34 protein-coding genes and 1 pseudogene are annotated in these 25483 nt (G+C 72.6%); 14 read left to right on the forward strand and 21 right to left on the reverse strand.

The features are described 5' to 3' along the window. The first annotated feature begins 101 nt into the window (after positions 1-101). Positions 102-899 carry a GAF and ANTAR domain-containing protein gene (locus ACZ4TR_RS19615; protein ID WP_465288367.1) on the forward strand — a complete coding sequence of 266 codons (798 nt, stop codon included), beginning with the start codon at positions 102-104 and terminating at the stop codon, positions 897-899. A gap of 95 nt (positions 900-994) precedes the next feature. Here ACZ4TR_RS19615 and ACZ4TR_RS19620 read toward each other — a convergent pair whose 3' ends face one another. Together ACZ4TR_RS19620 and ACZ4TR_RS19625 are read right to left on the reverse strand one after the other, a co-directional pair. After that, the gene (locus ACZ4TR_RS19620; RefSeq protein WP_465288368.1) at positions 995-2449 is read right to left on the reverse strand and encodes a PP2C family protein-serine/threonine phosphatase; all 1455 of its coding nucleotides are present in this window, start codon (positions 2447-2449) and stop codon (positions 995-997) included. Next, positions 2446-3168, reverse strand: coding sequence for a GAF and ANTAR domain-containing protein (locus tag ACZ4TR_RS19625; protein ID WP_465288370.1), 723 nt, complete (start codon positions 3166-3168; stop codon positions 2446-2448). The genes ACZ4TR_RS19620 and ACZ4TR_RS19625 overlap by 4 nt, the downstream gene beginning before the upstream one ends. 165 nt (positions 3169-3333) lie before the next feature. Between ACZ4TR_RS19625 and ACZ4TR_RS19630 the strand changes: the two genes are divergently transcribed. From ACZ4TR_RS19630 to ACZ4TR_RS19640, 3 genes are all read left to right on the forward strand, one after another. After that, positions 3334-3594: a hypothetical protein gene (locus ACZ4TR_RS19630; RefSeq protein WP_465288371.1), complete on the forward strand. Its 261-nt coding sequence runs from the start codon at positions 3334-3336 to the stop codon at positions 3592-3594. Positions 3595-3800: 206 nt separating this feature from the next. Next, positions 3801-3980, forward strand: coding sequence for a CsbD family protein (locus tag ACZ4TR_RS19635; protein WP_465288372.1), 180 nt, complete (start codon positions 3801-3803; stop codon positions 3978-3980). A gap of 97 nt (positions 3981-4077) precedes the next feature. Next, a complete protein-coding gene (locus ACZ4TR_RS19640; RefSeq protein WP_465288373.1) occupies positions 4078-4347 on the forward strand; it encodes a hypothetical protein in 270 nt (89 codons plus the stop codon). A gap of 58 nt (positions 4348-4405) precedes the next feature. On the opposite strand, the gene ACZ4TR_RS19645 is transcribed toward ACZ4TR_RS19640, so the two are convergent. Beyond that, the gene (locus tag ACZ4TR_RS19645; protein WP_465288374.1) at positions 4406-4651 is read right to left on the reverse strand and encodes a hypothetical protein; all 246 of its coding nucleotides are present in this window, start codon (positions 4649-4651) and stop codon (positions 4406-4408) included. 178 nt (positions 4652-4829) lie between these two features. On the opposite strand from ACZ4TR_RS19645, the gene ACZ4TR_RS19650 reads away from it, so the two are divergent. Further along, positions 4830-5294: a DUF4383 domain-containing protein gene (locus tag ACZ4TR_RS19650; RefSeq protein ID WP_465288375.1), complete on the forward strand. Its 465-nt coding sequence runs from the start codon at positions 4830-4832 to the stop codon at positions 5292-5294. A 102-nt stretch (positions 5295-5396) separates the two neighbouring features. On the opposite strand, the gene ACZ4TR_RS19655 is transcribed toward ACZ4TR_RS19650, so the two are convergent. The 4 genes from ACZ4TR_RS19655 to ACZ4TR_RS19670 all read right to left on the reverse strand — a co-directional run bounded on the left by ACZ4TR_RS19655 (position 5397) and on the right by ACZ4TR_RS19670 (position 7806). Next, complete coding sequence (locus ACZ4TR_RS19655) at positions 5397-6182, reverse strand: cytochrome c oxidase assembly protein (protein WP_465288376.1); 786 nt, start codon at positions 6180-6182, stop codon at positions 5397-5399. Continuing rightward, positions 6146-6592: a DUF2243 domain-containing protein gene (locus ACZ4TR_RS19660; protein WP_465288377.1), complete on the reverse strand. Its 447-nt coding sequence runs from the start codon at positions 6590-6592 to the stop codon at positions 6146-6148. Before ACZ4TR_RS19660 ends, ACZ4TR_RS19655 begins: the two co-directional genes overlap by 37 nt. A 14-nt stretch (positions 6593-6606) precedes the next feature. Continuing rightward, positions 6607-7413, reverse strand: a complete 807-nt coding sequence (locus tag ACZ4TR_RS19665; RefSeq protein ID WP_465288378.1) for an MBL fold metallo-hydrolase — start codon at positions 7411-7413, stop codon at positions 6607-6609. Between the two features lie 168 nt (positions 7414-7581). After that, entirely contained in the window at positions 7582-7806 is a 225-nt protein-coding gene (locus ACZ4TR_RS19670; RefSeq protein WP_364521647.1) for a hypothetical protein, read from the reverse strand. Between the two features lie 116 nt (positions 7807-7922). Here ACZ4TR_RS19670 and ACZ4TR_RS19675 point away from each other — a divergent pair, with 116 nt between their 5' ends. After that, on the forward strand, positions 7923-8321 hold the full coding sequence (locus tag ACZ4TR_RS19675) for a ChaB family protein (RefSeq protein ID WP_465288379.1): 399 nt from the start codon (positions 7923-7925) through the stop codon (positions 8319-8321). A gap of 151 nt (positions 8322-8472) precedes the next feature. Here the strand turns inward: ACZ4TR_RS19675 and ACZ4TR_RS19680 are convergent, their stop codons facing one another. Next, a complete protein-coding gene (locus ACZ4TR_RS19680) occupies positions 8473-8832 on the reverse strand; it encodes a hypothetical protein (RefSeq protein ID WP_465288381.1) in 360 nt (119 codons plus the stop codon). 501 nt (positions 8833-9333) lie between these two features. Between ACZ4TR_RS19680 and ACZ4TR_RS19685 the strand changes: the two genes are divergently transcribed. From ACZ4TR_RS19685 to ACZ4TR_RS19695, 3 genes are all read left to right on the forward strand, one after another. Beyond that, positions 9334-9720 carry a hypothetical protein gene (locus ACZ4TR_RS19685; protein WP_465288382.1) on the forward strand — a complete coding sequence of 129 codons (387 nt, stop codon included), beginning with the start codon at positions 9334-9336 and terminating at the stop codon, positions 9718-9720. 82 nt (positions 9721-9802) lie between these two features. Further along, positions 9803-10483, forward strand: a complete 681-nt coding sequence (locus ACZ4TR_RS19690) for a DUF6766 family protein (protein WP_465288383.1) — start codon at positions 9803-9805, stop codon at positions 10481-10483. Positions 10484-10759: 276 nt separating this feature from the next. After that, positions 10760-11074 carry a hypothetical protein gene (locus ACZ4TR_RS19695; protein WP_465288384.1) on the forward strand — a complete coding sequence of 105 codons (315 nt, stop codon included), beginning with the start codon at positions 10760-10762 and terminating at the stop codon, positions 11072-11074. 201 nt (positions 11075-11275) lie between these two features. Here ACZ4TR_RS19695 and ACZ4TR_RS19700 read toward each other — a convergent pair whose 3' ends face one another. Then, complete coding sequence (locus ACZ4TR_RS19700; RefSeq protein WP_465288385.1) at positions 11276-11716, reverse strand: SRPBCC family protein; 441 nt, start codon at positions 11714-11716, stop codon at positions 11276-11278. Positions 11717-11910: 194 nt separating this feature from the next. On the opposite strand from ACZ4TR_RS19700, the gene ACZ4TR_RS19705 reads away from it, so the two are divergent. Next, positions 11911-12351, forward strand: a complete 441-nt coding sequence (locus tag ACZ4TR_RS19705; RefSeq protein ID WP_364521654.1) for an SRPBCC family protein — start codon at positions 11911-11913, stop codon at positions 12349-12351. Positions 12352-12385: 34 nt separating this feature from the next. Here ACZ4TR_RS19705 and ACZ4TR_RS19710 read toward each other — a convergent pair whose 3' ends face one another. From ACZ4TR_RS19710 to ACZ4TR_RS19755, 10 genes and pseudogenes are all read right to left on the reverse strand, one after another. Continuing rightward, positions 12386-12793, reverse strand: a complete 408-nt coding sequence (locus tag ACZ4TR_RS19710; RefSeq protein ID WP_465288387.1) for a 2'-5' RNA ligase family protein — start codon at positions 12791-12793, stop codon at positions 12386-12388. Continuing rightward, a complete protein-coding gene (locus tag ACZ4TR_RS19715) occupies positions 12790-13293 on the reverse strand; it encodes a Rossmann-fold NAD(P)-binding domain-containing protein (protein ID WP_465288388.1) in 504 nt (167 codons plus the stop codon). Before ACZ4TR_RS19715 ends, ACZ4TR_RS19710 begins: the two co-directional genes overlap by 4 nt. A 215-nt stretch (positions 13294-13508) precedes the next feature. Further along, positions 13509-13985: a TspO/MBR family protein gene (locus ACZ4TR_RS19720; RefSeq protein ID WP_465288389.1), complete on the reverse strand. Its 477-nt coding sequence runs from the start codon at positions 13983-13985 to the stop codon at positions 13509-13511. 168 nt (positions 13986-14153) lie between these two features. Next, positions 14154-15596 carry an MFS transporter gene (locus ACZ4TR_RS19725; RefSeq protein WP_465288390.1) on the reverse strand — a complete coding sequence of 481 codons (1443 nt, stop codon included), beginning with the start codon at positions 15594-15596 and terminating at the stop codon, positions 14154-14156. Between the two features lie 386 nt (positions 15597-15982). Continuing rightward, positions 15983-16125: pseudogene (locus tag ACZ4TR_RS19730) on the reverse strand (RNA polymerase sigma factor); the annotation flags it as partial. A gap of 64 nt (positions 16126-16189) precedes the next feature. Beyond that, positions 16190-17425, reverse strand: coding sequence for an RNA polymerase sigma factor (locus ACZ4TR_RS19735; RefSeq protein WP_465288952.1), 1236 nt, complete (start codon positions 17423-17425; stop codon positions 16190-16192). A gap of 2 nt (positions 17426-17427) precedes the next feature. After that, complete coding sequence (locus tag ACZ4TR_RS19740; RefSeq protein WP_364521721.1) at positions 17428-17757, reverse strand: YciI family protein; 330 nt, start codon at positions 17755-17757, stop codon at positions 17428-17430. A 117-nt stretch (positions 17758-17874) separates the two neighbouring features. Then, the gene (locus tag ACZ4TR_RS19745) at positions 17875-18294 is read right to left on the reverse strand and encodes a hypothetical protein (RefSeq protein ID WP_465288391.1); all 420 of its coding nucleotides are present in this window, start codon (positions 18292-18294) and stop codon (positions 17875-17877) included. A 152-nt stretch (positions 18295-18446) separates the two neighbouring features. Continuing rightward, entirely contained in the window at positions 18447-19097 is a 651-nt protein-coding gene (locus tag ACZ4TR_RS19750) for a hypothetical protein (RefSeq protein WP_465288392.1), read from the reverse strand. A 168-nt stretch (positions 19098-19265) separates the two neighbouring features. Beyond that, entirely contained in the window at positions 19266-19946 is a 681-nt protein-coding gene (locus ACZ4TR_RS19755) for a TetR/AcrR family transcriptional regulator (RefSeq protein WP_465288393.1), read from the reverse strand. A gap of 68 nt (positions 19947-20014) precedes the next feature. Between ACZ4TR_RS19755 and ACZ4TR_RS19760 the strand changes: the two genes are divergently transcribed. Both ACZ4TR_RS19760 and ACZ4TR_RS19765 read left to right on the forward strand, forming a co-directional pair. Further along, the gene (locus ACZ4TR_RS19760) at positions 20015-21124 is read left to right on the forward strand and encodes an FAD-dependent oxidoreductase (protein WP_465288394.1); all 1110 of its coding nucleotides are present in this window, start codon (positions 20015-20017) and stop codon (positions 21122-21124) included. A gap of 137 nt (positions 21125-21261) precedes the next feature. Next, a complete protein-coding gene (locus ACZ4TR_RS19765) occupies positions 21262-22500 on the forward strand; it encodes a cytochrome P450 family protein (RefSeq protein ID WP_465288395.1) in 1239 nt (412 codons plus the stop codon). Between the two features lie 36 nt (positions 22501-22536). Here the strand turns inward: ACZ4TR_RS19765 and ACZ4TR_RS19770 are convergent, their stop codons facing one another. Beyond that, complete coding sequence (locus ACZ4TR_RS19770; protein ID WP_465288396.1) at positions 22537-22917, reverse strand: winged helix-turn-helix transcriptional regulator; 381 nt, start codon at positions 22915-22917, stop codon at positions 22537-22539. Between the two features lie 100 nt (positions 22918-23017). Between ACZ4TR_RS19770 and ACZ4TR_RS19775 the strand changes: the two genes are divergently transcribed. Beyond that, complete coding sequence (locus tag ACZ4TR_RS19775) at positions 23018-23836, forward strand: alpha/beta fold hydrolase (RefSeq protein WP_465288397.1); 819 nt, start codon at positions 23018-23020, stop codon at positions 23834-23836. A 33-nt stretch (positions 23837-23869) separates the two neighbouring features. On the opposite strand, the gene ACZ4TR_RS19780 is transcribed toward ACZ4TR_RS19775, so the two are convergent. After that, the gene (locus ACZ4TR_RS19780; protein WP_465288398.1) at positions 23870-24502 is read right to left on the reverse strand and encodes a dihydrofolate reductase family protein; all 633 of its coding nucleotides are present in this window, start codon (positions 24500-24502) and stop codon (positions 23870-23872) included. Between the two features lie 101 nt (positions 24503-24603). On the opposite strand from ACZ4TR_RS19780, the gene ACZ4TR_RS19785 reads away from it, so the two are divergent. Beyond that, a complete protein-coding gene (locus ACZ4TR_RS19785; protein ID WP_465288399.1) occupies positions 24604-25473 on the forward strand; it encodes a LysR family transcriptional regulator in 870 nt (289 codons plus the stop codon). The last annotated feature ends 10 nt before the right edge of the window (positions 25474-25483 follow it).

Genomic DNA, 25483 nt, shown 5'->3' on the forward strand with positions numbered 1-25483 from the left:
AGCCGTCGTCAAGGCCCTGGTGCCCCGGCGGTAGAGTTCCGCCCGCGCGATGGTTGAACACACAGCCGTCTTCCCCGCACACCAGCGATCGGGAGATGGGCATGACCGACGACCAGGAATGGCAGCACGACAAAGCGGCCTTCGTCGCGGAAACCACCCGGGACGGGCCTCGCACCGGCCCGCTGGCCCGGCAGTTCGCCGAACTGACCGCCACCCTCCTCACCGCGAGCACGATCGAAGACGTGCTGCGGCAAGTGCTGGAGGCCGCGACCGTCCTGGTCCCGGCCGCCGATCTGGCCAGCTTCACGCTGATCGCCGCCGACGGCGCGCTGCACACCCCGGTCGAGACCGACGACGTGGCGAGCGAACTGGACCGGCTGCAGTACCGGTTCCACGAGGGACCGTGCGTCGAGGCCGCCGACGAGGCCGGGCCCGCCCTGGCGGCCGCGTCGGACCTCGCCACCGAGCGGCGCTGGCCGCGGTGGGCGCCGGCCGCCGCGGCCCTCGGCATCGGCTCCGTGGTCTCCACGGCGTTGATCACCGGTGCGCCGACCGGCCGCTCGGCCGGTGCCCTCAACGTCTATTCGCGGTCACCACACGGTCTGGACCACGCCGACCGCGACGCGCTCCTGCTGCTGGCCACCCACGCGTCACTGGCCCTCGCCACCACCGACGCCGTGACCCACAGCCAGCTGCAGGCCACGCACCTGCGGAAGGCCATCGAGAGCCGGGACGTGATCGGGCAGGCCAAAGGCATCATCATGGCTCGCCGGGGCGTCTCCGCGGACGAGGCGTTCGACCTGCTCCGCCACACGTCGCAGGACCTCAACGTCAAGCTGGCGGACCTCGCCCACACCCTCGCCGCCCGCCACGAGGAGATCGACCTGCCCGCCGACTGAGCCGGGCACCATCGTCAGTCCGATGTGGACACCGGAGGGGAGTGTGACCGACGGCACGCGCCGGGTGGATCTTCGAGCACGGACGTGACGCCGGCTCAGGGCAGCACCCGGCGCGGATCGGTCCACTGCGCGAGCAACACGGTGGCGTCGTCCTGGAACCGGCCGTCCTGGTGGGCCGACACCGCCTGGATGAGCCGGCGGACCGTCTCCGGCGGCGGGTAGCCGGCCGCGGCTTCCCGCTCGAGGAAGTCCGCCAGCCGGTCGTCGCCGAAGAACTCGCCCGCGGCGTTCCGGGCTTCCGTGATGCCGTCGGAGTGCAGCACCAGCCAGTCCCCGGGTTGCAGCCGTTCCTCCCCGAGGACGAACTCGCGTCCGGGCCCGAGCCCGAGCGGCAGCCGCCGGCCACCGGTGAGCGGCTTGACCACCCGCCCGGCCCGCATGATCCACGGTTGCGGGTGCCCGGCGTTGACGTAGCGCAAGCGCCCGCTCCGCAGGTCCACCTCCGCCAGGACGGCGGTCACGTAGGCGGTGTCACCGAAGGTGCGGCCGAGCGTCTCGTCGATCAGGCGCGCCTGCTCGTAGAGCCCGCCGCCCGTGTGCCGGACGGCCCGGTACGCCGCGACGGTCGTGGCGGCGAGCAGGCCGCTGCGCAGGTCGTGTCCCACCGCGTCGACGATGAGCAACCGGGCGGTGTCCTCGGACAGCGCGTAGTCGAACGCGTCCCCGGCCACGGCGTGCCGCGGTTCGACGACGCCGCTGACCACGAACCCGTCGACCCCGGCGGTCAACGGCGGCAGGAGCGACCAGATCAGTTCGCCGGCGACCGTGCGCGACAGTCGGCGGCGCACGACGTCGAGGCCGTCGCCGTAGTTCGTCATCGCCACGACGAGGTGGCCGATCAGCGAGGCCGCCCACCGGCACTGCGTGCGCAGGCCGGGGTCGTACAGGTCGGTCACCGAGGCGACCTCGGCCGCCAGCACGCCGAGCCGCTCGACGCCGTCCAGCAGCGGCAGCCACAGCCGGGGCGGCTCGGTCTCCGCCGGGAGGATCTCCAGGCGCCGGTACGCCCGCCCGGCCAGCGTCGTGTCGATGTCCAGGGCGGTGGCCCCGGTGCGGGCGCCGGGCACCGGCCGCAGGGACCGCTGCTCGTAGTCGGCGAGGTAGACGGTCAGCCGGATCCCGAGCGCCTCGCCCGCGTCCGCGACCAGTGCCGGCAACCGCTCCGGCGGCGCCAGCTCCACGCCCTCCAGCAGCGTCGTCAGCGCGGTCAGCGGGGCGCCGCGCGGCACCACCTCGCGGATCGTGCGGCTGTAGGACGCGCGCCGGTGCCAGGTCAGCTCGTCGAGGCGCTCGTTCACCACGTGCGCCACGATGTCGCGGTCCAGCCGCGGCAACTGGAGCGCGCCGTGCAGGTAAGCCTCGACGTCGAGCAGTCCGAGGCTGCCACCCAGCTCGAAGTAGCGGAGCCACAGCTCTTCCGCGGTCAGTTCGGCCCGGGCGAACGCGGAGGCGGCCGCGCGCTGCTGGTGCCCGGCGTCCCGCTCGCTCACCGCCGGCGCCTCAGGGTCGTCCGGGCCACGTCTTCGGCGGTCTTGACCAGGGACTGGCGGCTCTCCCGCGCGCTCTGGGCCAGCTGCAGGAAGGCCGACTGCTCGTCGACGTGACCTTGCGCCATCAGGATTCCCTTGGCGATGTTCACGGTGTCCCGGCCCCGCACCGACGCCGCGAGCCGGGTGCTCGCACGGTTCGCGTCGGCGTGGGACTTCGCGTTCGCCACCAGCACCGCGGCCTGCGTCGCGAACATGCCCAGCAGCGACTCCTCCCGCGAGCCGTAGGCACGCGGCCGGTCGCCGTAGACCTTCAGCGCGCCCAGCCCGGCGTCCCCGGCGACCAGCGGTGCGCTCAGCGACGCCCGCAGCCCCAGGTCGTGCGCCCGGCGCGCCCAGTGCGGCCAGCGGGTGTCCCGGGCGAGGTCGTCCACCCGCACCACGGTGCGGTCGGTCCACGCCAGCAGGCAGGGGCCGGTTCCGGTCTCGTACTGGATCCGGTCGGCCTGCTCGACGACTTCGTCCGTGGGAGCGGTCGTGACCCGCGCCCCGTGCGGATCGACCATGCTCAAGCCCGCGCCGGCGGTGCCCGGGAAGGTCTCCTTGGCCAGTTTGGTCACCAGCCGCAGCGTCGAATCGACCGTCTCGGCCGACAGCAGCAGGCCGGCCATCCGGGCGAACACGGCCGCCAGCTCGTCGGTCAGCGGCAGTTCGGGATTCACGCGGCACCACCTCCACCGGCCCCTCCGCCGACCGGGGTTACCCGGACGCCGGGTACCCAACCGGCCGATCTGGGCGAGGTGCGGCGGCCCGCGATCGCCGGCCCGGACCAGGCGGAACAGGCTGCCCGCTCGCTTTCCTCCCCGGAAGCGAGGACCGTGGACCCCATGACCTCTTCCGCGTCCCGTTCCGAGCCGGCGCGGGAGGACGCCGCGCGCCGCTTGCTGGAGCGCGTACGGCTGCGGGCGGAGGCGAACGAGGCGGTCGGCATCCTCCAGGTCTGGCACGCGTGCCGGCGTGACCAGGCCCGCGACGACCTCGACGTCACCGGGACCGCCGAGGGCCAGGAAGGCGAGGCCCGCCGGATCATCGCGGTGGTGAACGACGCCGCGGACGGCCGGGCCGACCCCGACGCCCGCTGGGACTGAGCCCGTCCGGTCCGCCCGGCTCCGGTGCCGGGTCGATGCTGTGGTCGGTCCCCGCGCGGGCGACGTCCGCCGGATCGGGCCGGGCGGTCCCGGACCGCCCGCAGGTCTCCGACCCCGCGAGCTCGCGCGCACCGTGATGGCCGCGCCGAACCGGAGCCGTTTCGCCGCGCCGGCCGGGGGAATCCACCGCGCGGAGGTGAGCGTCGATGAGCGACCGGATCGGGGACGGGGCCGCCGGACTCGCGGGCAAGGCGGAGGAGATCGCCGGGCAGGCGACCGGGAACGAGCGTTGGGTCGCCGAGGGAAAGCGCGAGCAGGACGCGGCACGCGAAGCGGCCGCGCCCGGGGAATCCGCCGAAGACCGGGACCAGGAACCGACGGGGTAGGACCGCCGCTCAGGTGAGGTCGAGGACGGTCTTCCCCCGAGATCGCGGGTAGCCGTGCGGGCGATTCCCGACCGCGCACGATCGGAAGGAAACGAAGATGTCCGAACAGGATGCCGTCCGCTCGGAACAGCAGGAACAGCTCGAACTGGACGGCGACCGCGCACCGGATGGCCTCGAGTCCCCCGCCTGGGAACGGGAAGACCCGGAGGCCGGCTCGGCGGCGCAGCGTCCGATCCAGCTCGAACCGGTCGGCGGCGACGGCCCGCCGGTCGACACCGAGCCCGACGAGGTGGCCGTCGACGCCGGTACGGCCCCGTCCGCCGGGCCCGAGCAGGGGGCGCTGCACGTCGAGGACGAGCCGCGCTGATCCCTGCCGGGCCACGCCGCCCGCGGCCGCGTAGAGCCGTCCGGGACCACCCGGCCGGTCAGCCGCCGCGCTGGACGACCGCCGTGGTGAGGGTCGCCGCGATCAGTTCGAGGTCGCGGTCGGTGACCTCCGCCGCGTCGGCCAGCCGGTGCCGCAGCTCGTCGCGGGTGATCACGTCACTGGCTCCGGCGGTCTCCGCGTCGGCGGGTTCGACGCGGATCCGGCCACCGGTCAGCACCAGCACCGGGTCGGGTATCGGCGACGCGAGCAGCTCGCGCAGGTCGTCGACGGTCACTTTCAGCATCGCTTCCTCCGGTTCGTCGAGCGAGCCGGGTACCCGGCGCGGCCGTGGAGAACCGTCGCCGTCAGGGGTACCGGCGTCCGTGGTGAAACCGTTGCCCGCCGGCCGGCGAGGGCGGGATTAGCACGCCGGTTGCCGGGTATGTCCGGCGCGAAGCCAGACCACCCCCGGAAGGAAAGCCATGTCGACAGGTACCCCCACCCGCACCGGCCGCACCGCCGGTCAGCTCGCCGCGACCGTCGTCGCGGTCGTTTTCCTGCTCGTCGGCGTCCTCGGGTTCGTCCCCGGGATCACCACGAACTACGACCAGCTGAGCTTCGCCGGGCACGACTCCATGGCCATGCTGCTCGGTGTGTTCATGGTGTCCGTGCTGCACAACATCGTCCACCTGCTCTTCGGCGTCGTCGGCCTCGCCGCGGCCCGCACCCCGCGCGGCGCGTTCCTGTACCTGGTCGCCGGCGGCGTCGTCTACCTGGTGCTGTGGCTCTACGGGCTGCTGATCAACCACGGCAGCGACGCCAACTTCGTCCCGGTCAACGGCGCCGACAACTGGCTCCACCTCGGCCTCGGGATCGGCATGATCGCGCTCGGCCTGCTCACCGGCCGGACCGCGCGGGGCGCCCGGGGGCCGCGGACCACCGCGTGATCCCGGTTCCCCGAACGGAACGCGGACGCCGGGCCGGGCAAGGTGCTCGTCCCGGCGTCCGCATCCCGAAGCCGTTGCCCGGCAACGGGTTGAGCACCACCATCAGGGCGATCCCGCGACGGCGCCCGTCCTGCGCAGCTCGCGCCCGCGCCGGGCGTACCACTGCGCGGCGATCACCGCGGCCAGCGCCAGCTCGGCCAGATCGCCCCCGTAGTACATGACTTCCGCGGCGATCCGCGCATCGGCGTCCGCGAGCGCGACACCGGGTGGCGGCGCCAGGTACAGCGTCTTGGCCAGCACGGCGTGCGCCGCCGCGGCGGCCACGAGCGCCGCGGCCCGCAGGGCCGCCCCGTACCGGTGCCGCACCGGATCCAGCTGGCACAGCGAAGCCGCGAACAGCACGCCGACCAGGAACACGTGCAGCTGCACCACCCCGTGCAGCCAGGGATTCCGTTCCGTCGCGGCGTAGAGCCCGGTCCGGTAGAGCACCCACAAGCCGCTCGCCTCCAGGAGGGCCGCCACGGGCGGGAACACCAGGACGGCGGCGAACCGTGACGTCAGCACCCGCTTGAGCCGGCGTCGCGCCCGCGTCGGTGCGGCACGCAGCAGCACCGTCACCGGCCGGCTCAGCACCAGCAACACGGGCGCGATCATGCCCAGCAGCACGTGCTGCACCATGTGCCCGGCGAACCCCGGCACCCCGCCCGCACCCAGGACCACGACCCCACCCGCCGCGAACGCCAGGTCGCGCGCCACCGGCCAGCGGTCCCCGCGCCGACGAAGCCGCGCGGCGCCCGTTTCGTAAGCGACGACGGCGATCAGGACGACCGGGGCGGTGTGGTGCAGCACCGTCAGGCCGTCCTGGACTGCGCGGAGCGGAGCAACCACGCCCCCGCGGCCAGCAGGACGACCGCGACGACGTTCCACGTCCAGTCGTACGGCGCGAGGTCGACGTCGTAGCGGATCTGGTGCAGGCCCAGCAGCTTGTGCTGGATCGTGCCGTCGTAGAGCTGGAACGCCCCGCCGCCGGCGAGGATCCCGCCGGCCGTGGCCCGGCCGGAAAGCCGGTCGCCGCGGCGCAGGTCGGCCACCACCACGAAGCCCAGGACGAGCGCGACCCAGCCGAAGGCGTGGAACAGCCCGTCGGAGACCAGGCCGGCGTCCGTCGTCGAGCGGTCGTAGAAGTGGTGCCAGTGCAGCAGCTGGTGGAACACCGTCTCGTCGACGAACGCCGCGACCCCGACGCCGATCGCGGCGCCGGCCCAGCCGGACCGGGCGCGGCGGACTTCGCGGCTCACGGGGACTTCGTGGCTCACAGGGCCAGCACCTCGCCGCGCTGCAGCAGGTGCACTTCGGTGCGCGGTTTCCGGATCCGGACCTCCTGCAGGAAGTTCGACACCGGCGACCGGAAGAGGCCGTAGTCGTCGAAGTGCACCGGCACGGCTCGCCGCGGCTCCAGCAGGTTCAGCAGGTCGACGCCGCCGCGGTGGTCCAGCGTGACCAGCACGCCGAAAGCGCGCGTGCCGCCCAGGTGCACCACGGCCAGGTCGAGGTCGGGGAACCGGTCGCGGATCGTCCCCAGCTCGTCGTGGAGGACGGTGTCGCCGCTGAGGTAGATCCGCAGCGGGTCCGCTTCGAGGGTGGCCCGGTACTCCAGCACGCTGCCCATGACCGGCGGCAGGACGCGGTCGAGGACGCCGGGGCCGTGCCGGGCGGGCACCGAGGTCACGGTCAGCCGGGCGTCGCCGTCGGAGAACGACTCGGAGTGCCACGTGGGCAGCGGGAGCGGCGCGTGGAACCCGCGGCGTTGCAGCCGGGCGGCCGCGTGCCCGGTGGTCAGGATCGGCACGTCCCGGGGAAGTTCCCGGGACGCGACGCGGTCGAAGTGGTCGCCGTGCAGGTGCGACAACACCACCGCCGTCAAGGGCGGGAGATCCCGCGGCTGCAGCGCGGGTTCCGTCCGCCGGCGGGAGAACAGGCCTTGGCCGAAGTACGACCATTGCCCGCGGTGCAGGAAGTTCGGGTCGGTGAGCAAGGTGAACGGCCCCAGCCGGAGCAGCGTGGTGGCCGTGCCGACGAAGGTCAGCGAGTCCCCCGAGGGCGGGTCGAGCGGAGACATCGGTGTGCTCCTTTCGCGCCGGAGCAGGGCGGCTACCCCGGCGTGAGCGGGGTAACCGCCTCCTCGGGGCGAGCGGGGTCCGGCGATGCCGTGAACGACCCTTTCACCTCGTCAGATGAGGTGAAAGGGTCGTTCACTGCGTCCCCGCCGCGGCGATCCGGCCGTGGTTCAGAGGCGCTGCTTGAGCAGCTGCTTGCCCTGCTCGGCGCCCTTCTGGCTTTCTCCTTGCGCCCGGCGGAAGAACTCCGCCAGCTCGGTGTCGCCGTCTCGCTCGGCGTCCTGCGCGTAGGTCTCCATGCGCAGCGCGTTGCTCAGGCACGCTTCCGTAAACCAGATGAGGTTGTAGTCCTTGTCCCGCGTTCCGGTCGTCTGGCCGGTTTCGGTGGTCGACACGACGACTCCTCTCGTTGGGGGTGCCCAGCCGGGTACCCGCCGGGTGCGCCCCTACACCGGGTTTCGCGGGCGCGTGGCGGGGAAGCCGTCCAGTGCCACCGAAGAAAGGAGCGGCGATGCCCGGACGCGACGACCTGCCCGGCACGCTGCTGCGTTCCCCGCGCAAGGCCCAGGACACCTGGGTCGCGGCGCACGACTCCGCGCTCGAGACCTACGGGCCGGGGCGACGGGCGCAGCAGACCGCGTACGCGGCGGTGAAGCACTCGTTCGAGAAGGTAGGCGACCACTGGGAACCGAAGCCGCGACGTGGCCCGTCCGACGACCAGGCGGCCGGCGGCGCCGGCCGGCGTGAGCGGCCGACCCGCGGGGGTGTCGACGCCCGCGCCGGCAAGACGCACCTCTACGAGCGGGCCAAGCAGCTCGGCATCCCCGGGCGGTCGCGGATGTCGAAGGAAGAATTGGTTGACGCGCTGGAAAAGGCGAGCCGCCGCGAAACCGCGCGAGCCCGGAAGTAGCCCGACACCGCCGGCTCGAGGAGACGGGGCAGCTCGGCGATCCGCTCGCCGTGGTCAGGTCGCCCGCGGGCCGAGTCCGGGAGCTGCCGCGCGCGAACCACCCGACCGGCCGAACTCCTCCGCTGCCCCGGCCCGGGTGGCAAGTCGACGTTCACCGGGCCAACGCGGACACCGCGCACAGGGCCGCCCAGCCCGTCGCGAAGGCGGCGACCTTCCGGCGCGCCGCGCGGTCCGGCAGGGAAAGCCCGAAGATCAGCGCGTCGGAGAGGTCGGCGGCCACCCGTCCCGCGACGGCCAGCCGCAGGGGCCGGCCGGGCGGAGCGGCCATCATCGCGACGCCGATGACGACGTCGCGGGCGCCGATCCCGCCGATCAGCGGGCGGACACCCGGTGAGACCTCGCCGGTCGCGGTGGTCAGCCCGCACGGTTTCGCGAGCAGGCGTGGTGCCGCGATGATCGCGAGGCTGTAGGCCGTGGTGGCCCCACCGAGGATGCGGGTGAGCAGCGGCATGACGGCCTCCTCGGCCGATCGGGGGTGATCCGGCGACGGTGTACCCGGCGACCGGCCCGGGAAACGCCTTGCCGGGCAAGGGATTCACCCGCGGAGGTGCCGGCGGCGACGGCCCGCACGGCCGAGTGCGGCGAACCCGGCCGCCGGGCCGGTACGTGCTCGCCGACGGCGGTGCGGGCATCGGCCACGAACCCGGACTCGCCTCGGCAGTGGTCAGCGCGCGGGGCGCTCGGCCTCGCCGGCTCGGTCCCGGCAAGAACACGAGCCGGCCGCGCCCGGCACTCGCCCTCGCCGGTTCGGTTCGGGAAGAACTCGAACCGGCCGCGCCCGGCACTCGCCCTCGCCACCTCAGCCCCGACAAGAACTCGAACCAGCCGCGCCCGGCACTCGCCCTCGCCACCTCGATCCCGGCAAGAACCCGAACCGGCCCCGGCGGCCCTCTCCGTGCCGTCGGCGACCGGGTGATGCCGAGAGGTGTGAGCGTCGCGAAAGTGGGTAGCCGTGAGCGTGCGCAAGATCATCGGTGGCCTGGCCACCGTCGCGTTGCTGGTTTCGACGGCCGCCTGCGGCGCCGCCGACGCACCGGACGCCGAAGCGGCCGCTCGGCACTTCGTCACCGCTGCCGCGGCGGGTTCGGACACCGAAACCTGCGCCTTGCTCGCTCCGCGGGCCCGTGACGCCCTCGGCCCCGCCGGGTGCGGGCAGGTGCTCGCCGAGCTGCCCCACGCGCCCGTCGTGTCCGTCTCGGCCTGGGGCGACGAAGCCCAGGCCCGCTCCACGGCCGACACCCTGTTCCTGCACGACTTCCCCGACGGCTGGCGCGTCACCGGCGCCGGCTGCCATCCCCGCAACGAGCAGGTCTACGACTGCACGGTCGGTGGACGATGAAGGCCCGGCCGGTCTTCGCCGCCTACCTGGTCCTGGTCCTCGCCGGGCTGGCGTACTTCATCCTGATCGGGGCGCTGGGCCGATGAGCATCCGGACCTTCGCCCGCGACAACGGCCTCTCCCTCGCCTTCGGCGGCCTGTTCCTGGTCAGCCTCGCCGGTCAGACCTGGTCCGGCCTCGCCGACTTCAACGACCGGCAACTCGCCCACGGCACCCAGCCGATCGGGCTGCTCGACTACCTCACTTCGTCGTCGTTCGCCGTCGACGTCGCCGAGAACTGGCAGTCCGAATACCTGCAGTTCTTCCTCTACGTCTTCGCCACCGTCTGGCTGGTGCAGCGCGGCTCCCCCGAGTCCAAGCCCCTCGCCGGAGTCGGGCCGGAAAGCGACCAGGACCAGCTGCTCGGGCGCCACGTGCACAGCGGCTCACCGCGGTGGGCGAAAGCGGGCGGCTGGCGGACCGCCGTGTTCGCCCGCTCCCTCGGCCTGGTCATGGCCGGGATCTTCCTGCTTTCCTGGCTCGCCCAGTCCGTGGCCGGGGTGAGCGCGTACAACGCGGAGCAGCTGAGCGACTTCGGCGACCCGGTCTCCTGGGGCGGGTACCTCGTGTCGGCCGACTTCTGGAACCGGACGCTCCAGAACTGGCAGTCCGAGTTCCTCGCCATCGGTTCGATGGCGGTGTTCAGCGTCTACCTGCGCCAGCGCGGCTCCCCGGAGTCCAAACCGGTCGGCGCGGAACACGGCGTCACGGACGAATCGGGCTGAAAGAAAGCGCAAGCACGAACGCCTCGCTGCCGTAAGTCGCTGGTGATCTCGTAACGTTACTCGTGATTCTTTCTCCACATTCACCGAATCGGGTGGACCTGGCGATTAACGCTATTGGTGTCGCTTCTTACGGCGTAATCTCTGTCGTTCTGGGCGCGATCCGGGCTCGAGCGATCAGAGGCGACGATCGTCCGCCCGGCGGGTGTGCTGGACATCCGCACCTACCCGGTCCTGCGCGACGCACTGCTCAAGTGCGCGGCCGATCAGCCTCGCGCGGTGATCGTCGACCTCGATCAGCTCGAAATCACCAGCGACTACCTCGCCAACGTGTTCATCACCGTGTGGCTGCGCGTCACGCAGTGGTCGCCGATGCGGCTGGTGGTGGTTCCCGGGGCGGCGCACGGAACGCTGTCGTGGCCCGGCCTGATGCGGCACTTCGTCGCGGTCGAGCCCACCGTGCTCGCCGCGCTGGACAACTTCGGCGAGCCGCCGCCCCGAACTATGGTTGCCGTCCTCGCCGCGGAGCGTCCCGGCGGCGACGCGGTTCGTCACCGGCGCGCCTGCGCCTCGAACTGCGGCAGGGCCGGCTGACCGTCGCGGTCGCCGACGACGACACCCGGCCCGTCTCACTGCCCGGCCGGGCCCGCGGACGCCGGAACCGCGCAGCGGGCTGCGGCTCGTCGCCCACCTCGCGCACGCGGCCGGCTGGTCCCGGACGCACTCCGGCGGCAAGGTGGTCTGGGCCGTGCTCCTGCTGCCCCGCGCGCCTCGGTGATCACCGCGCGCGGCGGATCACTGGGTTCCCACCGCGCCGAAGACCCGGGTGAGGCTTTCTTCGGTGTCGGCGCCGACCTTTTCGAACACGACCTTCGCGATCGGCGCACCCAGTTTCGCGGCGCCCTGGAACTCGATCGTGGCGTGGTAGGTGAGGGTGCTGCCACTGCCCGCCGCGGTGACGCCGATGTCGTCGGTCGTGGTGGCGGTGTCGTTGCGGCCGCTGAACACGACGCGTCCCGGTTCCAGGCGGGTGAGCTCGTAGGTCAGCTCGGTCTCCACCCCGCCGATCTTCGAGACGTTGCGCCAGCGGGCGCCCACCCCGATCGGCCCGGCCCCCAGCCGGTCGCACGAGCGGGTGCCGGGATCCCACTCGGTCGCGTTGCCGAAGTCCTTCAGGTAGTCCACGACTTCGTGCGGCGCGGCGGCGACGGTGAACGTGCGGGTGACTTCGACCACGAGCGGACCTTCTTTCCGTGACGGTCGGACACTGCGTTTCCTCGACGGATACCCGGACTTCTGCCATCCGAACCGTTGCATAACCGTTGCGCTGATCACCCGTCGGTGCTGTTTGCCGCCCCGGCCGTGCCGGGTAAGCCCGAACTGGCCGGGAGTCGCCCGGGACAGCCGAACTTTTGCCGAGGAGGCCGAAAATGGCTGCAGTAGCGCACTACATCGAGGTCGAAGCCCCCGCCCAGGCGTGTTATGACTGGTGGCGGCCGCTGACCCGGCTGCCGCAGGTCTTTTCCGACGTCAAGTCGGTCGAGGCCGTGGACGGTGACGCCACCCGCACCCGCTGGAAGGTCGACGGGCCGGCCGGGACGTCGGTGGAGTGGGAAGCCCGCATCGTCGACGACGCGCCGCCGCACAAGATCGCGTGGACCACGGTGGACGATGCCGATCCCGACGTGAAGAACTCCGGCGTCGTCCGCTTCGACGACCAGGGCAACGGCCGCACCGGCGTCGAGATCTCCCTGGACTACTCGCCGCCGGCCGGAAAGCTCGGCGAAGCGGTCGCTTCGCTGCTGGCCGATCCGCAGAAGAAGGTCGAGCGCGCCGCCGCCGAGTTCAAGACGGTCATCGAAGCCCGCTGACGCGCGAACCCCGGTCGCCCGCGGCGGCCGGGGTTCAGTCCCGGAACCGGCAGACGGAGACCAGTTGCCACGGCCCGCCGAGGTAACGCCGGACCGCGATGCCCGTGGCCCGCGCCGTCGCCGGGCCGAAGTTCCCCCGCACCGCCCGCATCGTGGCCGCCGCGACCTGGGCATCGACCTTGTTCTGGATGGTGACGTGCGGCCGCGGGGGCTGCCGGTCCTGCGGCGTCAGCCACGGCCGCCAGCGGTCGCGGAGCGTCGCGTGCAGGTCCGGTAGTTCCGGCGCGGAGACCGCGAGCGCGACCCCGCGGCCGAGAGAGCGAACCCCCGGCCACCGCCAGGGAGAACGCCGTCGTGCCACGGCGACGTCGGAGCAATCGGCGAGCACCGAGCCGGCGAACTCGCCCGGGAGGGCGTGGAAGATCGTCAGGTGGGCGGTCACCGGTCGATCGCGTCCAGGCAGTACCGCAGCAGGCGTCCGGGCTCCCCGGGCGCCGGGCGGGTGCCGGGCAGCAGGTGCGCGGGCCGCTGCCGCCGGTCGTGCCAGAACCGCCCCGCCGGCGGCGCGGGCCGGGTCGCGGCCAGCCACACCGCGGTGTCGGCGCCCTCCGCCGGAGACCGCAGAGCCGGGCCGACGAGCCGGCGGAAGGCCGGGAGCGAACCGGCGAGCCCCGGGGTGTCGGCCCAGCCGGGGTGCAGGCTGTGCACGGCGATTCCGTCGGCCCGCCAGCGCTCGGCCAGCGGCGGCGTGAGCTCGACCTGCATGCGTTTGGTGCGCGCGTACGCGGTGGCGCCGCGATAAGTTCCTTGCCGGTACTCGGGATCGGCGACGGCGAGAGACTGCGTGTACATCCCGCCGGAGGACATCAGGAGGACGCGCGCACCGCCGGGAAGGCGCAGGGCGGGCCGCAGCAGCTCGGTCAGCAGGAGCGGCCCGAGCACGTGCGTGGCCGGCTCCCAGGCGGGCCAGTCCGGTCGCCGTGGCCTCGCCGAGGCCGGAACTCGCCCCCGTCACGAGCGCGACGCGGCCGTGCAGGGCGTCGGGGGCGGGGTCGTCGTCCGGCCAGCTCAGCCGCCGCAGCGCGTAGCCGAGGCGTGAGTAGCCGGCGACGACGGAGCGGTCGAGCAGGGTGTCCACCAGCGTCGACGGCTTCACGTCAGTTCAGCACCACGATCGCGGCGTTGAGCGCCGTCGCGAACGAGGTCCAGGCCAGGTAGGGCACCTGGAGGGCGGCGGCGACCGGCGAGCGGCGGCGGAAGACGAGCAGGGTGGCGACGATGGCGGCGTCGAGGAGCACGATCTCGATCAGCGCCACGGTGTAGGCACCGGCGGCGAAGAACAGCGGTGTCCACGCCGCGTTGAGCACCAGCCCGGCGGCGTACCAGGCGAACTCCCGCCGGGTTCCGCCGGCGCGCCAGTACAGCCAGCCGGACACGGCGAGCAAGCCGTAGAGGACCGTCCACACCGGACCGAACAACCAGGACGGCGGGGCCCACGACGGCTGGTTCAGCGCGGTGTAGACATCGCGCGACCGTGTGGCGGCGAGGCTGCCGACCACGGCGACGGCGGCCACCGCGGCGAGGAACCCGGCCAGGACGACCGGAGCCGGGGCGGAGCGGTGCACGGTCGTCATGCCGGAGCCCACCTTTCGATGCGAATACGATCCACAGGTGGGCCGAGCGTAACTTCGCCGCGTGCGGGGCGCAGCTTCAGCGCTGTGGCCCGGCAACGAAGATGGCCGGCCGAGGGGGTGCGGGGCACCACGTCGGCCGGCCATTTCGTCACTTCCCGGAAAAGTGACTCACTCCGGGGGCGGCGGCGGTCCAGCCGGCGCCTTGCGGGGCATCAGAGCGACGATCGGGATGCTGAGCGCGGTCACGGCCAGCACGACGATCAGGGTCACGGTCATCGCGTGGGCCATCCCCGAGCCGGCGGCGGCCTGGAAGAAGATCGACGTGACCACAGCCGAGCCGATCGCCGAAGCGAGCTGCTGGATCGAGCTGAGCGAACCGCTGGCGCTGCCGGCTTCTTCCGGCTTCGCGTCGCCGAGGGCGACCGTGGGGATCGTGGCGAAGCTGAAGCCGATGCCGACCCCGATGACGAGCAGCGCCGGGGCCAGCGCCCACAGGCTGACGTCCGTGCCGTAGGCCGCGACGAGGGCCAGGACCCAGCCACACCCGACGACGGCGACGGTCAGGCCGATGAAGACGAGCCGGCGACCCAGCTTGGCGACCAGTCCGCCCATGGCCGCGAACCCGGCGGCGATGAGCCCCAGGGTGAGCGGCACCAGGCCGAGCGACGTGGTCCGCGCACTGGCGTGCAGACCTTCCTGCAGGAACAGCGACAGCACGAAGATCAGGCCGGTGCCGGCGGCGAACGCGACCAGGCCGACGAGCATGCCGGAGGTGAAACCCCGGTTCTTCATGAGCGACGGCATGATGAGCGGGTCGGCCGCCGTGCGCTGGCGGTAGGCGAAAGCGACGAAGAACAGGACGCCGACGACGATCGAGACGATGGCGATCGCGCCCCAGCCGTTGGTCGAGCCCTCGATCAGGCCGTACAGCAGCCCGAGCATCGTCACCGCGAGCAGGCCGGAGCCCCAGCCGTCGACGACGGTGGACCGGTCGCCGTCGTCGTCACGCGGCAGGACCTTGGCGGCCACGATCAGCCCGATGATGCCGAGCACGAGGTTCAGGAGGAAAATCGGGCGCCAGGTCAGGCCGAAAATGTCGGCGCTGATGATGAATCCGGCCAGAACCGGACCGGCCACACTGGAAATACCGAGCACCGGGCCGAACAGGCCGAACGCTTTGCCGAGCATCTCCCGGTCGAAATTCTTCGTCATGATCGCCATGCCCTGCGGAATCAGCAGGGCGCCGAACGCTCCCTGCGCGACCCGGGCGACGATGAGCAGAGCGGGGTCGGGCGCGAACCCGGCGACCGCCGACGCGAGGGTGAACCCGGCCACGCCGAGCAGGAAGAGCTTGCGCTGGCCGAACTTGTCACCCAGCCGCCCGCCGACGACGAGCAGGACACCCATGGCGAGCATGTACGCCGGGCCCAACCACTTGATCAGGCTCTCCCCGCCGCCGAGCTCGGCGGCGATGGTCGGAGCGGCGATGTTCGTGACTGTTGCATCGATCACGTCGAGGGCGTCGGCAAGCAGCACCACCCCCAGGATCGCCCACATCAGGCGGCTGGAGCGGCTTGTGGCGACCGCGCCCGGCTCCTTCACGGTTGTCATGAGGAACGTCCTTCTCGGCTCTGTCGGGGCGCCCCTTCTGGGCGACCTCTCATCCGTACTACGAACACCCCTGACTCGATCCGACACCGCATTCGAAAGAATTTTCGGAACGTCAGGTGTGCGTTCGTCTGACACACTCACGACGACACCGGCGAGCCAATGGCGGCCCGGAGACGTCGATCTCGAGCAGGGCAGGTGTTCATCGTTCCGAAGGACGTCGGGCACTGCACCTTCGAAGTTGCGCAAGTTGTACGCGCTGCACTCGCCGATGAGCTGGCTGTAGCCGACATTTCCGGCACCCGCGGGCCGGCGGCGCGCGGATTCCGGCGCAATTGCGGCCTGTTTCAGCTGATCGCGACGGCCGGCCGGCCGCGCGCGAAACCGCGCTACCCCAGCTGGTCGCGACGACGGGTCAGATACGCAGTCTCAGCGGTGTTCCCAGCCAACTCGATGGCCCGGCCGTAAGCCACCCGAGCCTGCCCGCTCCGCCCACCCGGCGCAACAACACAGCACGGGAGGAGGCGTGAAAGCAACTGGCCAAGGCGTACCCCGATTCCGACACCGGGCCGACCACCCGCGAGCGTGAGTCCGAGCTACCCCAGCTGGTCGCGACGACGGGTCAGATACGCAGTCTCAGCGGTGTTCCCAGCCAGCTCGATGGCCCGGCCGTAAGCCATCCGAGCCTGATCGTCCTGGCCCGCCCGCCGCAGCAACTCGGCGCGGGTCGCGTGAAAAGCGTGGTACCCGGCCAAAGTGTCCTCGAGCCGGTCCACGGCGGACAGTGCCACCTCCGGGCCGTCGAGCTCGGCGACCGCGATCGCCCGGTTGAGGGCGATCGTCGGGGAGGGGTCGATGCCGACGAGCTGGTCGTAGAGGGCGAGGACCTGCGACCAGTCGGTGTCGCCGATGTCGCCGGCGGAGGTGTGCACGGCGTTGATCGCCGCGAGGATCTGGTAGCGGCCCGGAGCGACCCCGGCGGCGGCCGCGGCGAGCCGCTCGCGCACCAGCCGGTGGCCCTCGGCGATCAGCGTCGCGTCCCACGCCTGGCGGTTCTGCTCGGCCAGGGGAACCAGCTCACCGGCGGCCGAGAGCCGGGCCGGGCGGCGGGCCTCGGTGAGCAGCATCAGCGCCAGTAGCCCGGCCACCTCGCCGTCGTCCGGCAGGAGGGCACGGATCACGCGGGTGAGCCGGATCGCCTCGGCGGTCAGGTCGTGCCGCACCGGGTCGGTGTCGGGGCCGGTCGCCAGGTAACCCTCGTTGAACACGAGGAACAACACGGCGAGCACGCCCGAGACGCGTTCCGGGAGATCCTCGGCGGACGGCACGCGATAGGGGATGCGCGCCGCCTTGATCTTGGCTTTCGCGCGGGTGATCCGCTGCCCCATGGTGCTTTCGGCCACCAGGAAGGCGCGGGCGATCTCGGGCATGGTCAGGCCGCCGACCATCCGCAGCGTCAGCGCCAGGCGGGCGTCCATCGCCAGCGCCGGGTGGCAGCAGGTGAAGATCAGCCGGAGCCGGTCGTCGTCGACGGCGCCGAGCGGCTCGGGCGGGCTGTCGTCGTACGCCAGCCCGGCTTCCTTGTGCTTGTCGTCGCGCTTGCTCTCGCGCCGGAGCCGGTCGATGGCCTTGCGCTGGGCGGTCGTGGTCAGCCAGGCGCCGGGGTTGGGCGGCACGCCGTCGGCCGGCCACCGCTCGACGGCGGTCGCGAACGCCTCGGCGGCCGCTTCCTCGGCGATGTCGAGATCGCCGAAGCGCCGGGCCAGGGCGGCGACCACGCGGGCCCACTCTTCGCGGTGGGCGCGGGTGACGGCCTCGCGGACGTCGATCACGCTCATTCGCCCAGGACCGGCCGGACCTCGACCTTCCGGTTGCAGGCCGCCGAACCCTCGGTCGCGAGCTTGACCGCGACGTCGAACGAGGGTGCTTCGATGATCCAGAACCCGGCGAGGTACTCCTTCGACTCCAGGAACGGACCGTCGGTGATCACCGCCTGCTTGCCCCGGTTGTCGATGACGGTGGCGTTGTCGGGTGTTCCGAGCCCGCCGGCGAAGACCCAGTTGCCGCCGGCCTTGAGCCGGTCGTTGAACTCGTCGATCGCCGCTTCCTCGTCCGGGTCGGCGAGGCTCGGCCGGTCGTGGACCACGGAAAGCAGGAACTGCATCCGGAACATCTCCTCTGGAGTCGGGACCGCGGTCAGGATGCCACTGCCCGGCACCCGCCGCTCGCCCGCCCCGGTGGGCGTTCCGGACGGTTCGGCACCGTCCGGAACGCCCACGAATCAGGTGGCGACGAACCGCACGTGCCACTCGCCGCCGCCGTAGGGCGGCGCGAAGACACCGAGGTCGCCCTCGAACGGAGCCGGCTTCCACGGGCCGAGCACCCGCGGCTGGTAGGTGCCGACCGGCATGTCCTCGAAGGTCGCGTAGCCGGTGGCATCGGTCCGGGCGCAGGCGCGGATGGTGCCGGCCTCGAGCAGCACCAGGTTCCGGTTCGCCAGGCCTTCGCCGGCGTCCGGCGTGCTGCTGCCGTTCTTGTCGAGCCAGACCTGTCCGTGGGAGTCGGCCCGCATGCCGGGCACCTTGGCGGTGACCGAGACGTACGGGGCACCACCGGTGTGGCCGTCACCGGCGGTGCAGTCGAGCCCGGTCGTACCGGTGTAGGCGGCCCGGTCGGGCACCTTGCCCTGCGCCGTGAGCACGATCCGCTGCCCCGCGGCCAGGGGTGCCCTCGTGCCGCCGGTAGTCGAACGCGCCCCACTGGTCGTCCGTCACCGCCGGCTCCGAGCCGAACCCGCCCGCGTCGCAGCCGAGGTAGAGACCGGCCGGGTGCCGGAGTTGGAGAGCGTGACCGTCACCTTGCCGGTCTCCCCAGCGGCGTAGGTCGTCTTGTCCAGCGTGATGGTCTCGTGCAGCACGTCGGACAGCGGCCGGACGGCCCGCACTTCGAGCGCCGTGCAGGCCCCGCGGCCGTCCAGGCGCAGCCGAGGTAGAGACCGGTCAGCGGCCTGGTGTCGAAGGAGAAGTGGCCCGTCGCGTCGGTGACGGAGACCAGGTCCGACGTCGTCCCGACGCCGATGAAGTGCGCCTCGGCGCCGGCCAGGGCCTCGCCCGCGGACGGCTTGCCGTCGCCGTTCGCGTCCCCGTACAGCACGCCCGCGACCCGCTCGGTGCCCCGCGCCATCGGCAGCGTGACCCGCTGGATGTTGTCGCTGTAGTCGACGTCCTGCCCGGTGTACACCTCGACGTGCACGACCGGGTCGCCGGAGAACGTGCCCAGCTGCCCGGTCAGGGGGAAGGTCCGGGTCTCCCCCTGCGCGACGGGCGCGCCGGTCCCGCCGTCCGCGAGGTCACCCCACTGACCCCGGTCGGTCCACAGCGGCGTCCCGGACTCCGTGTAGGCGGTGCCGAACGTCCCGAAGGCGACGGCGTCCCCGATGTTGCTCACCGTCACGTCGAGTGCGACGGTGTCGCCGGACAGCCAGCGGCCCTGCTGCGCGACCACGGTGACCTCGAGGTTCGGGGACGAATCCAGGACCGTCCGGAGGCCCGGGGAGGGCGGAACGTTCCGCGCGAGCGGTACGGCAACCTTTCCCGCGCTTCGAGCGTTCTGGGCACCCGAGGACCCTCCCGGCCCAGCGCCGTCCTCAGTGGACGGTGCGCGAAGGACGGCTCAGTCCGGGAGGCCGGCGCCGATGCCGTCGAGGAGGAAGCCGAGGCCGGTCCGGAAGGTCTCGTCGGCGTCCAGGTGGGCCGCGTCGCGGACGACCGTCTCCAGCGCGGGGAACCGGCCGGTCGCGAACATGCGCTCGAGGTAGGGCCCGTAGGCGGCCTGCCACTGCCGCTGGTTCATCCCGGAGGCTCGTTCGGCGCGCCGCTCGGCGGTCTCCCGGCGCACCGTGCCGATCACGTACGCGTCGACCGCGGTGACCACCGGCATGACGATGTCCACGTCGACGCCGCCCAGCGCGGCCAGCACGGCTTCGCCCCTGGCCAGCGCGTTCGGCCCGAGCTGGGGCCGGCCGCCGATCAGGTCGGCCATCCATTCGTGCCGGTGCACGGCGCGCCGGGTCAGCTCGGCGACCGAGGTCAGCACCTCCCGCCAGCCGTCGCCGGCCGGCCGGATCTCGGCGTACACCGCGTCGACCATGAGGTCGAGCAGCTCTTCCTTGGTGCCGATGTAGCCGTACAGCCGCATCGGCCCGACGTCCAGCGCGGCGGCGACCTTGCGCAGCGACACGGCTTCCAGGCCGTGCGCGTCGGCCAGCCCGAGCGCCGCCCGGACGATCCGCTCCCGGCTCAGCGGGGCCGGCACCGGTCGTTCCGGCGGCTCCGGCCGTTCCCACACCACCATGCCGGTGACAGTACAACGCATCCTTCGATACACTGTATTGTGCAATACACCGTATCGAAGGGGGAACCATGACGATCGCCATCGTGGGAGCCGGGCTGGGCGGCCTCGCCCTCGCCCGGGTGCTGCACGTGAAGGGCATCGACGCCGTCGTGTACGAACGCGAACCGGCACGCGGCGCGCGCGGCCAGGGCGGCATGCTCGACATCCACTCCGGGCAGCGGGCGCTGCGCGAAGCCGGCCTGCTCGATAAGTTCTTCGCGATCGCCCGTGGTGAAGGCCAGGACATGCGGCTCCTGGAGCCCGACGGCACCCTGCTGCTCCAGGAGGACACGCCGGACGACGCCCCGCTACTGCGCCCCGAGGTCGACCGCGCCGATCTGCGCGCCCTGCTGCTGGACTCCCTGCCCGGAGACGTGGTGCGCTGGGGGCACGCGTTCGCCTCCGCCGGCGACGGCCTGGTGCACTTCGCCGACGGCCGCAGCGCGCCGTACGACCTGCTGGTCGGTGCGGACGGCGCGCAGTCCCGAGTCCGCGCGCTGCTCACCGACGCCCGCCCGGAGCACCTCGGCCAGAACGTCGTCGAGGTCGGCATCCCCGACATCGACCGCACGCACCCCGACCTGGCGGCGATGGTCGGGCGCGGCAACTACTGGGTGCTCGGCGACGGGAAATCCCTTTCGGCGCAACGCAACGGCGACGGCCGCGTCCGCATCGGCCTCAGCTTCTACCACACCGGCGAAGACTGGTTCGCCACCAGCGGGATCCCGTTCGACGACCCGGCCGCCGCCCGCGCGCGGCTGATCGAGCTGCTCGACGGCTGGGACCCGCGGTTCACCGCGCTGATCGCGGCCTGCGACGACGTGGTCGTGCCGCGATCGCTCGCCACGCTGCCGATCGGGCTGACCTGGCCGTCGAAGCCGGACGTCACCCTGGTCGGCGACGCCGCGCACCTGATGCCGCCGGTGGGCGAGGGCGCGAACATGGCGCTGCTCGACGGCGCCCTGCTCGGCCTCGCGCTGGCCGCGCACCCGGACGACTTCGCCGCCGCCGTCGAGGAGTACGAAAGCGAAATGTTCGAACGCACCGGTGCCGCCGCCCGGATGTCCGCGAAGATGCAGGAACTGCTGATGTCGCCGGACGCCGCGCAGCGATTGCTCGCGTTCTTCCGACCCGGCTGACAGCCGGCTGGGGTCACCCCTATTCGCGACGCCGATTCGGCCGCCACCGTGCCGGAATCCGCCGGTCCGCTGGTAAAACCGGAAGGACGGCCTACGGTTCGGCGTGGGCCGTCCGACCGATCGCGGAAGGGGGCCAGATGACCGGCGGCAACGTCTTGCGGCTCGACGTCACCGGCCAGGACGTGCACGGAGAGGGCCGGCTCCTGCGCGCCGAAGGCCCGGCCGGGCTCGTGGAACTGCCCGGCGGCGTCCCCGCGTGGGCGGTCGCGGACGCGGCCACCCTGCGCAAGCTCCTCACCGACCCCCGCGTGTCGAAGGATCCCCGCGCGCACTGGACCGCCTTGCGCGAAGGGCGGATCGGCGAAGACTGGCCCCTGCTGATCTGGGTTTCGGTGCGCAACATGTTCACCACCTACGGCGCCGACCACCGGCGGCTGCGGGCGCTGGTGTCCAAGGCCTTCACCCCGCGTCAGGTGGACGCCATGCGGCCGGACATCGAGCAGCTCACGACGGAGCTGCTCGACCGGCTCGAGCACTCGGGCGCGCACGGGGAGCCGGTCGACCTGCGCGAGGAGTTCGCCTACCCGTTGCCGGTCGAAGTGATCTGCCGGCTCTTCGGCGTGCCGCCCGGCCGCCGGGACGCGATGCGCTCGGCCGTGGACACCATCTTCGACACGACCGTCACCGCCGAACAGGCGCAGGCGAACTCGCTCGGGCTGTACGAGCTCATGCGCGGCCTGGTCGCCGACAAGACCGCGCACCCCGCCGACGACCTCACCAGCGCCCTGATCACCGCGCGGGCCGAGGACGCCACCCGGCTCGACGCGGACGAGCTCGTCGACACGCTCATCCTCATGCTCACGGCGGGCCACGAAACCACCGTCAACCTGCTCGACCACGCGGTCACCGCGCTGCTGACCCATCCCGGGCAGCTGGCCGCGGTCCGGCGCGGGGAGCACACCTGGGCCGAGGTCATCGAGGAAACACTGCGCTGGCAGGCACCGGTGCCGTACCTGCCGTTGCGGTACGCGGTCGAGGACATCGCCCTGGACGACGGCACGATCATCGGCAAGGGCGAAGCGATCCTCGCGGCCTACGCGGCGGCGGGCCGGGATCCGGCCGAGCACGGCGACACGGCGGACGAGTTCGACCTGTCCCGCGAGGACAAGCAGCACCTGGCCTTCGGGCACGGCGTGCACTTCTGCCTGGGCGCTCCGCTGGCCCGCCTCGAAGCCGCCATCGCCCTGCCCGCGCTGTTCGCCCGGTTCCCGGAGCTCCGGCTGGCCGTGGACCCGGCGGAGCTGGCCACCGTCCCGTCGTTCCTGTCCAACGGCCACACCGCGATCCCGGCGTTGCTCGGCACGGGAAAGCCGTGACCTGACGCCCGGCGCGGGCCGGTGGTCACGCCGGAGTCAGTCGCGGCTTGCGTCGCGGGCCCGGTCGATCGCCGGCATGTGCTCCTCCGCCCAGCAACGCAGGGCGGCCAGCGGCACCTCGAGCGAGCGCCCCAGGTCGGTGAGGCGGTAGTGGACCTTCGGCGGCACCGTCGGCTCGACCCGGCGCGCCACCAGGCCGTCGCGGGTGAGGCTCTGCAGCGTCACCGACAACATCTTCTGCGACACCCCCGGCATCCGCCGCTGCAGCTCCGCGAACCGGACCTCGTCCGGGCCGGCGTCGGCCAGCACCTTGACCACCATCGACGTCCACTTCGTGCCGATCCGGTCCAGCAGCCGGCGGGTCGGGCACGCCGGGTCGAAGAGGTCGCCGCGCGTGCCCGGGGGCGAGGGGGTCACCTGGAGCTCACCACCTGTCGGGAAAGTGCCGTCTTGGCCGGTCCACGGTCGTTACCTACCGTTAGCCACTAACCAATGGTAACCACACAGGAGAACCCACGTGCGCGAACACCGGATCACCGCGAACGGCATCGACGTCAACGTCGCCATCGGCGGTCGCGGACCCGCCCTCCTGCTGCTGCACGGCTTCCCGCACACCTGGCGCGTCTGGACCGCGGTCCTCCCGCACCTGACCCCGCACCACCGCGTCATCGCCCCGGACCTGCGCGGCCTCGGCGCGACCACCCGCGCCGACGGCGGTTACGACGCCGCCACCCTCGCCGAGGACGCCGAAGCCCTCCTCGACGCCCTCGGCGAACCGGTCGCGACGGTCGCCGGTATCGACGCGGGTACCCCGCCCGCCTTCCTGCTCGCCCTGCGCCGGCCCGAGCGGGTCCGCCGGCTCGTCCTGATGGAGTCCCTGCTCGGCCGCCTCCCCGGCGCGGAGGACTTCCTCGCCGGCGGGCCGCCGTGGTGGTTCGGGTTCCACGCGGTCCCCGGCCTCGCCGAGACGGTCCTGACCGGGCACGAGGACACCTACATCGGCTGGTTCCTCGACGCCGGCACCCGCCGGGGCGTGCCCGCCGAGCTCCGGGAGCACTTCGTCGCCGCCTACACCGGCCGTGACGCGCTGCGGGCCGCGTTCGCCCACTACCGCGCGATGCCCGAGAGCGCGCGGCAGATCTCGGAGGCGGTGGCGGCCGCCCGGCTCACGGTGCCCACCACGGCGGTCGGCGCCCACCCGGTGGGCGACGCCCTCGCGCGCCAGCTGCGCCCGGTGACCGACGTCCTCGAATCCCACGTCCTCGACGACTGCGGTCACATCATCCCGCTGGACCGCCCGCACGCCTTGGTGCCGTTGCTGAAGTCCGGCAGCTGATCAGGTTCGCGGTCGCGGTGTGCCGGCTTCCGCTCAGCCGGCCGTGCGGGTGAAGGTCACGTGCGTGACGCCGCTCGGTGACGACGTCGCCTCGACCTGGAAGTCCTTCTCCAGGCCCTCCAGCCCGTCCCACAGGCGCACGCCCCGGCCGAGCAGGATCGGGACGATCACGACGTGCAGGTGGTCGACGAGCCCCGCCTCGAGGAATTCGCGGATCGTCGTGGCGCCGCCGCCGAGGCGGATGTCCTTGCCCTGCGCGGCTTCGCGGGCGACGTCGAGTGCCTCGGCCGGGGACGCGTCGAGGAAGTGGAACGTCGTGCCGCCCTCCATCTCGATCGGCGGGCGCACGTGGTGGGTCAGCACGAACACCGGCGTGTGGAACGGCGGGTTCGGGCCCCACGCCCCCTGCCACTCCGGGTCCTCGTGCCATCCGGGGTGCCCGAACTTCCCGGCGCCCATGATCTCGGCGCCGATCCCCGGGTCGTGCTGCCGGACGAAGGCGTCGTCGACGCCGCCGCTGCCGCCGGCCTGCCACCACCCCGTGGTGAACATCCACTCGTGCAGCCGGTCCCCCGCGTGCCCGAAGTGGGCCTCGGCGGTCTGGCCCTCACCGGTGCCGAAGCCGTCGAGGGAGACGGAGAAGTTGTGGACGCGGACGAGTGTCATGGTTTGTGCTCCTCAAGAGATCGTGTGCCCCTGAGCCTGCAATGGATCGGCTCCTCCGTCCAATGCCGATGGTGATGCCGATCCATAGATAGGGTCGATGCATGCTGGACGTCACCCGACTGCGGGTCATCGACGCGCTCGCGCGGTTGGGCTCGGTCACCGCGGCGGCGAAGGAGCTGCACTACACGCAGCCGACCGTCAGCCACCACCTCGCCCGGCTCGAAGCCGAGACCGGCGCGCAGCTGCTGCAGCGGGCCGGGCGCGGGATCCGGCTCACGCCGGCCGGGCAGCTGCTGGCGTCCCGGGCGGCCGAGATCCTCGGGCGGATCGACGCCGCCGACGCCGAGCTGTCCGCCCACGTCGGGCTGAGCGCCGGACGGGTGCGCGTGGCCAGCTTCTCGTCCGTGATCGGCTCGCTCATCCCGCGGGCGGTGGCCGCGCTGACGGCCCGGCACCCCGGCCTGCGGATCGGCCTGACCGACACGGAACCACCGGAAGCGCTGGAACTGCTGCGCACCGGCAAGATCGACGTCGCGATCATCTTCCGCTACGACGACACCGAGCCCGAACCGCCGGACGTCCGCCTGCACCACCTGCTCGACGATCCGCTGTACCTGCTGTCCACCAGCCCCGGGCAGACGCTGCCGGCCCTGCGCGACGCCACCTGGATCGCCGGCTGCGACCGGTGCCGGGGCCACCTGCTGTCGCTGTGCGCCGAGCAGGGTTTCGAACCCCGGATCGGTTACACCTCCGACGACATGGTCGTGATGCAGGCGCTGGTCGTCGCCGGGCTGGGCGTGACGACCAGCCCCGGGCTGGCCCTGCGCGCCCACCGCGCCGACGGCATCGAGGCGAGCGAACTGCCCGGATCGCACCAGCACATCTACGCGGCGACCTACGGCGAACCGCCCGATCCGCCCGCCACCACGGCTCTCCTCGCCGCGCTGACCGAAGCCGCGGCGGCCGTATGACGAGATTCGG

It is taken from the genome of Amycolatopsis sp. NPDC028719, assembly GCF_055565395.1.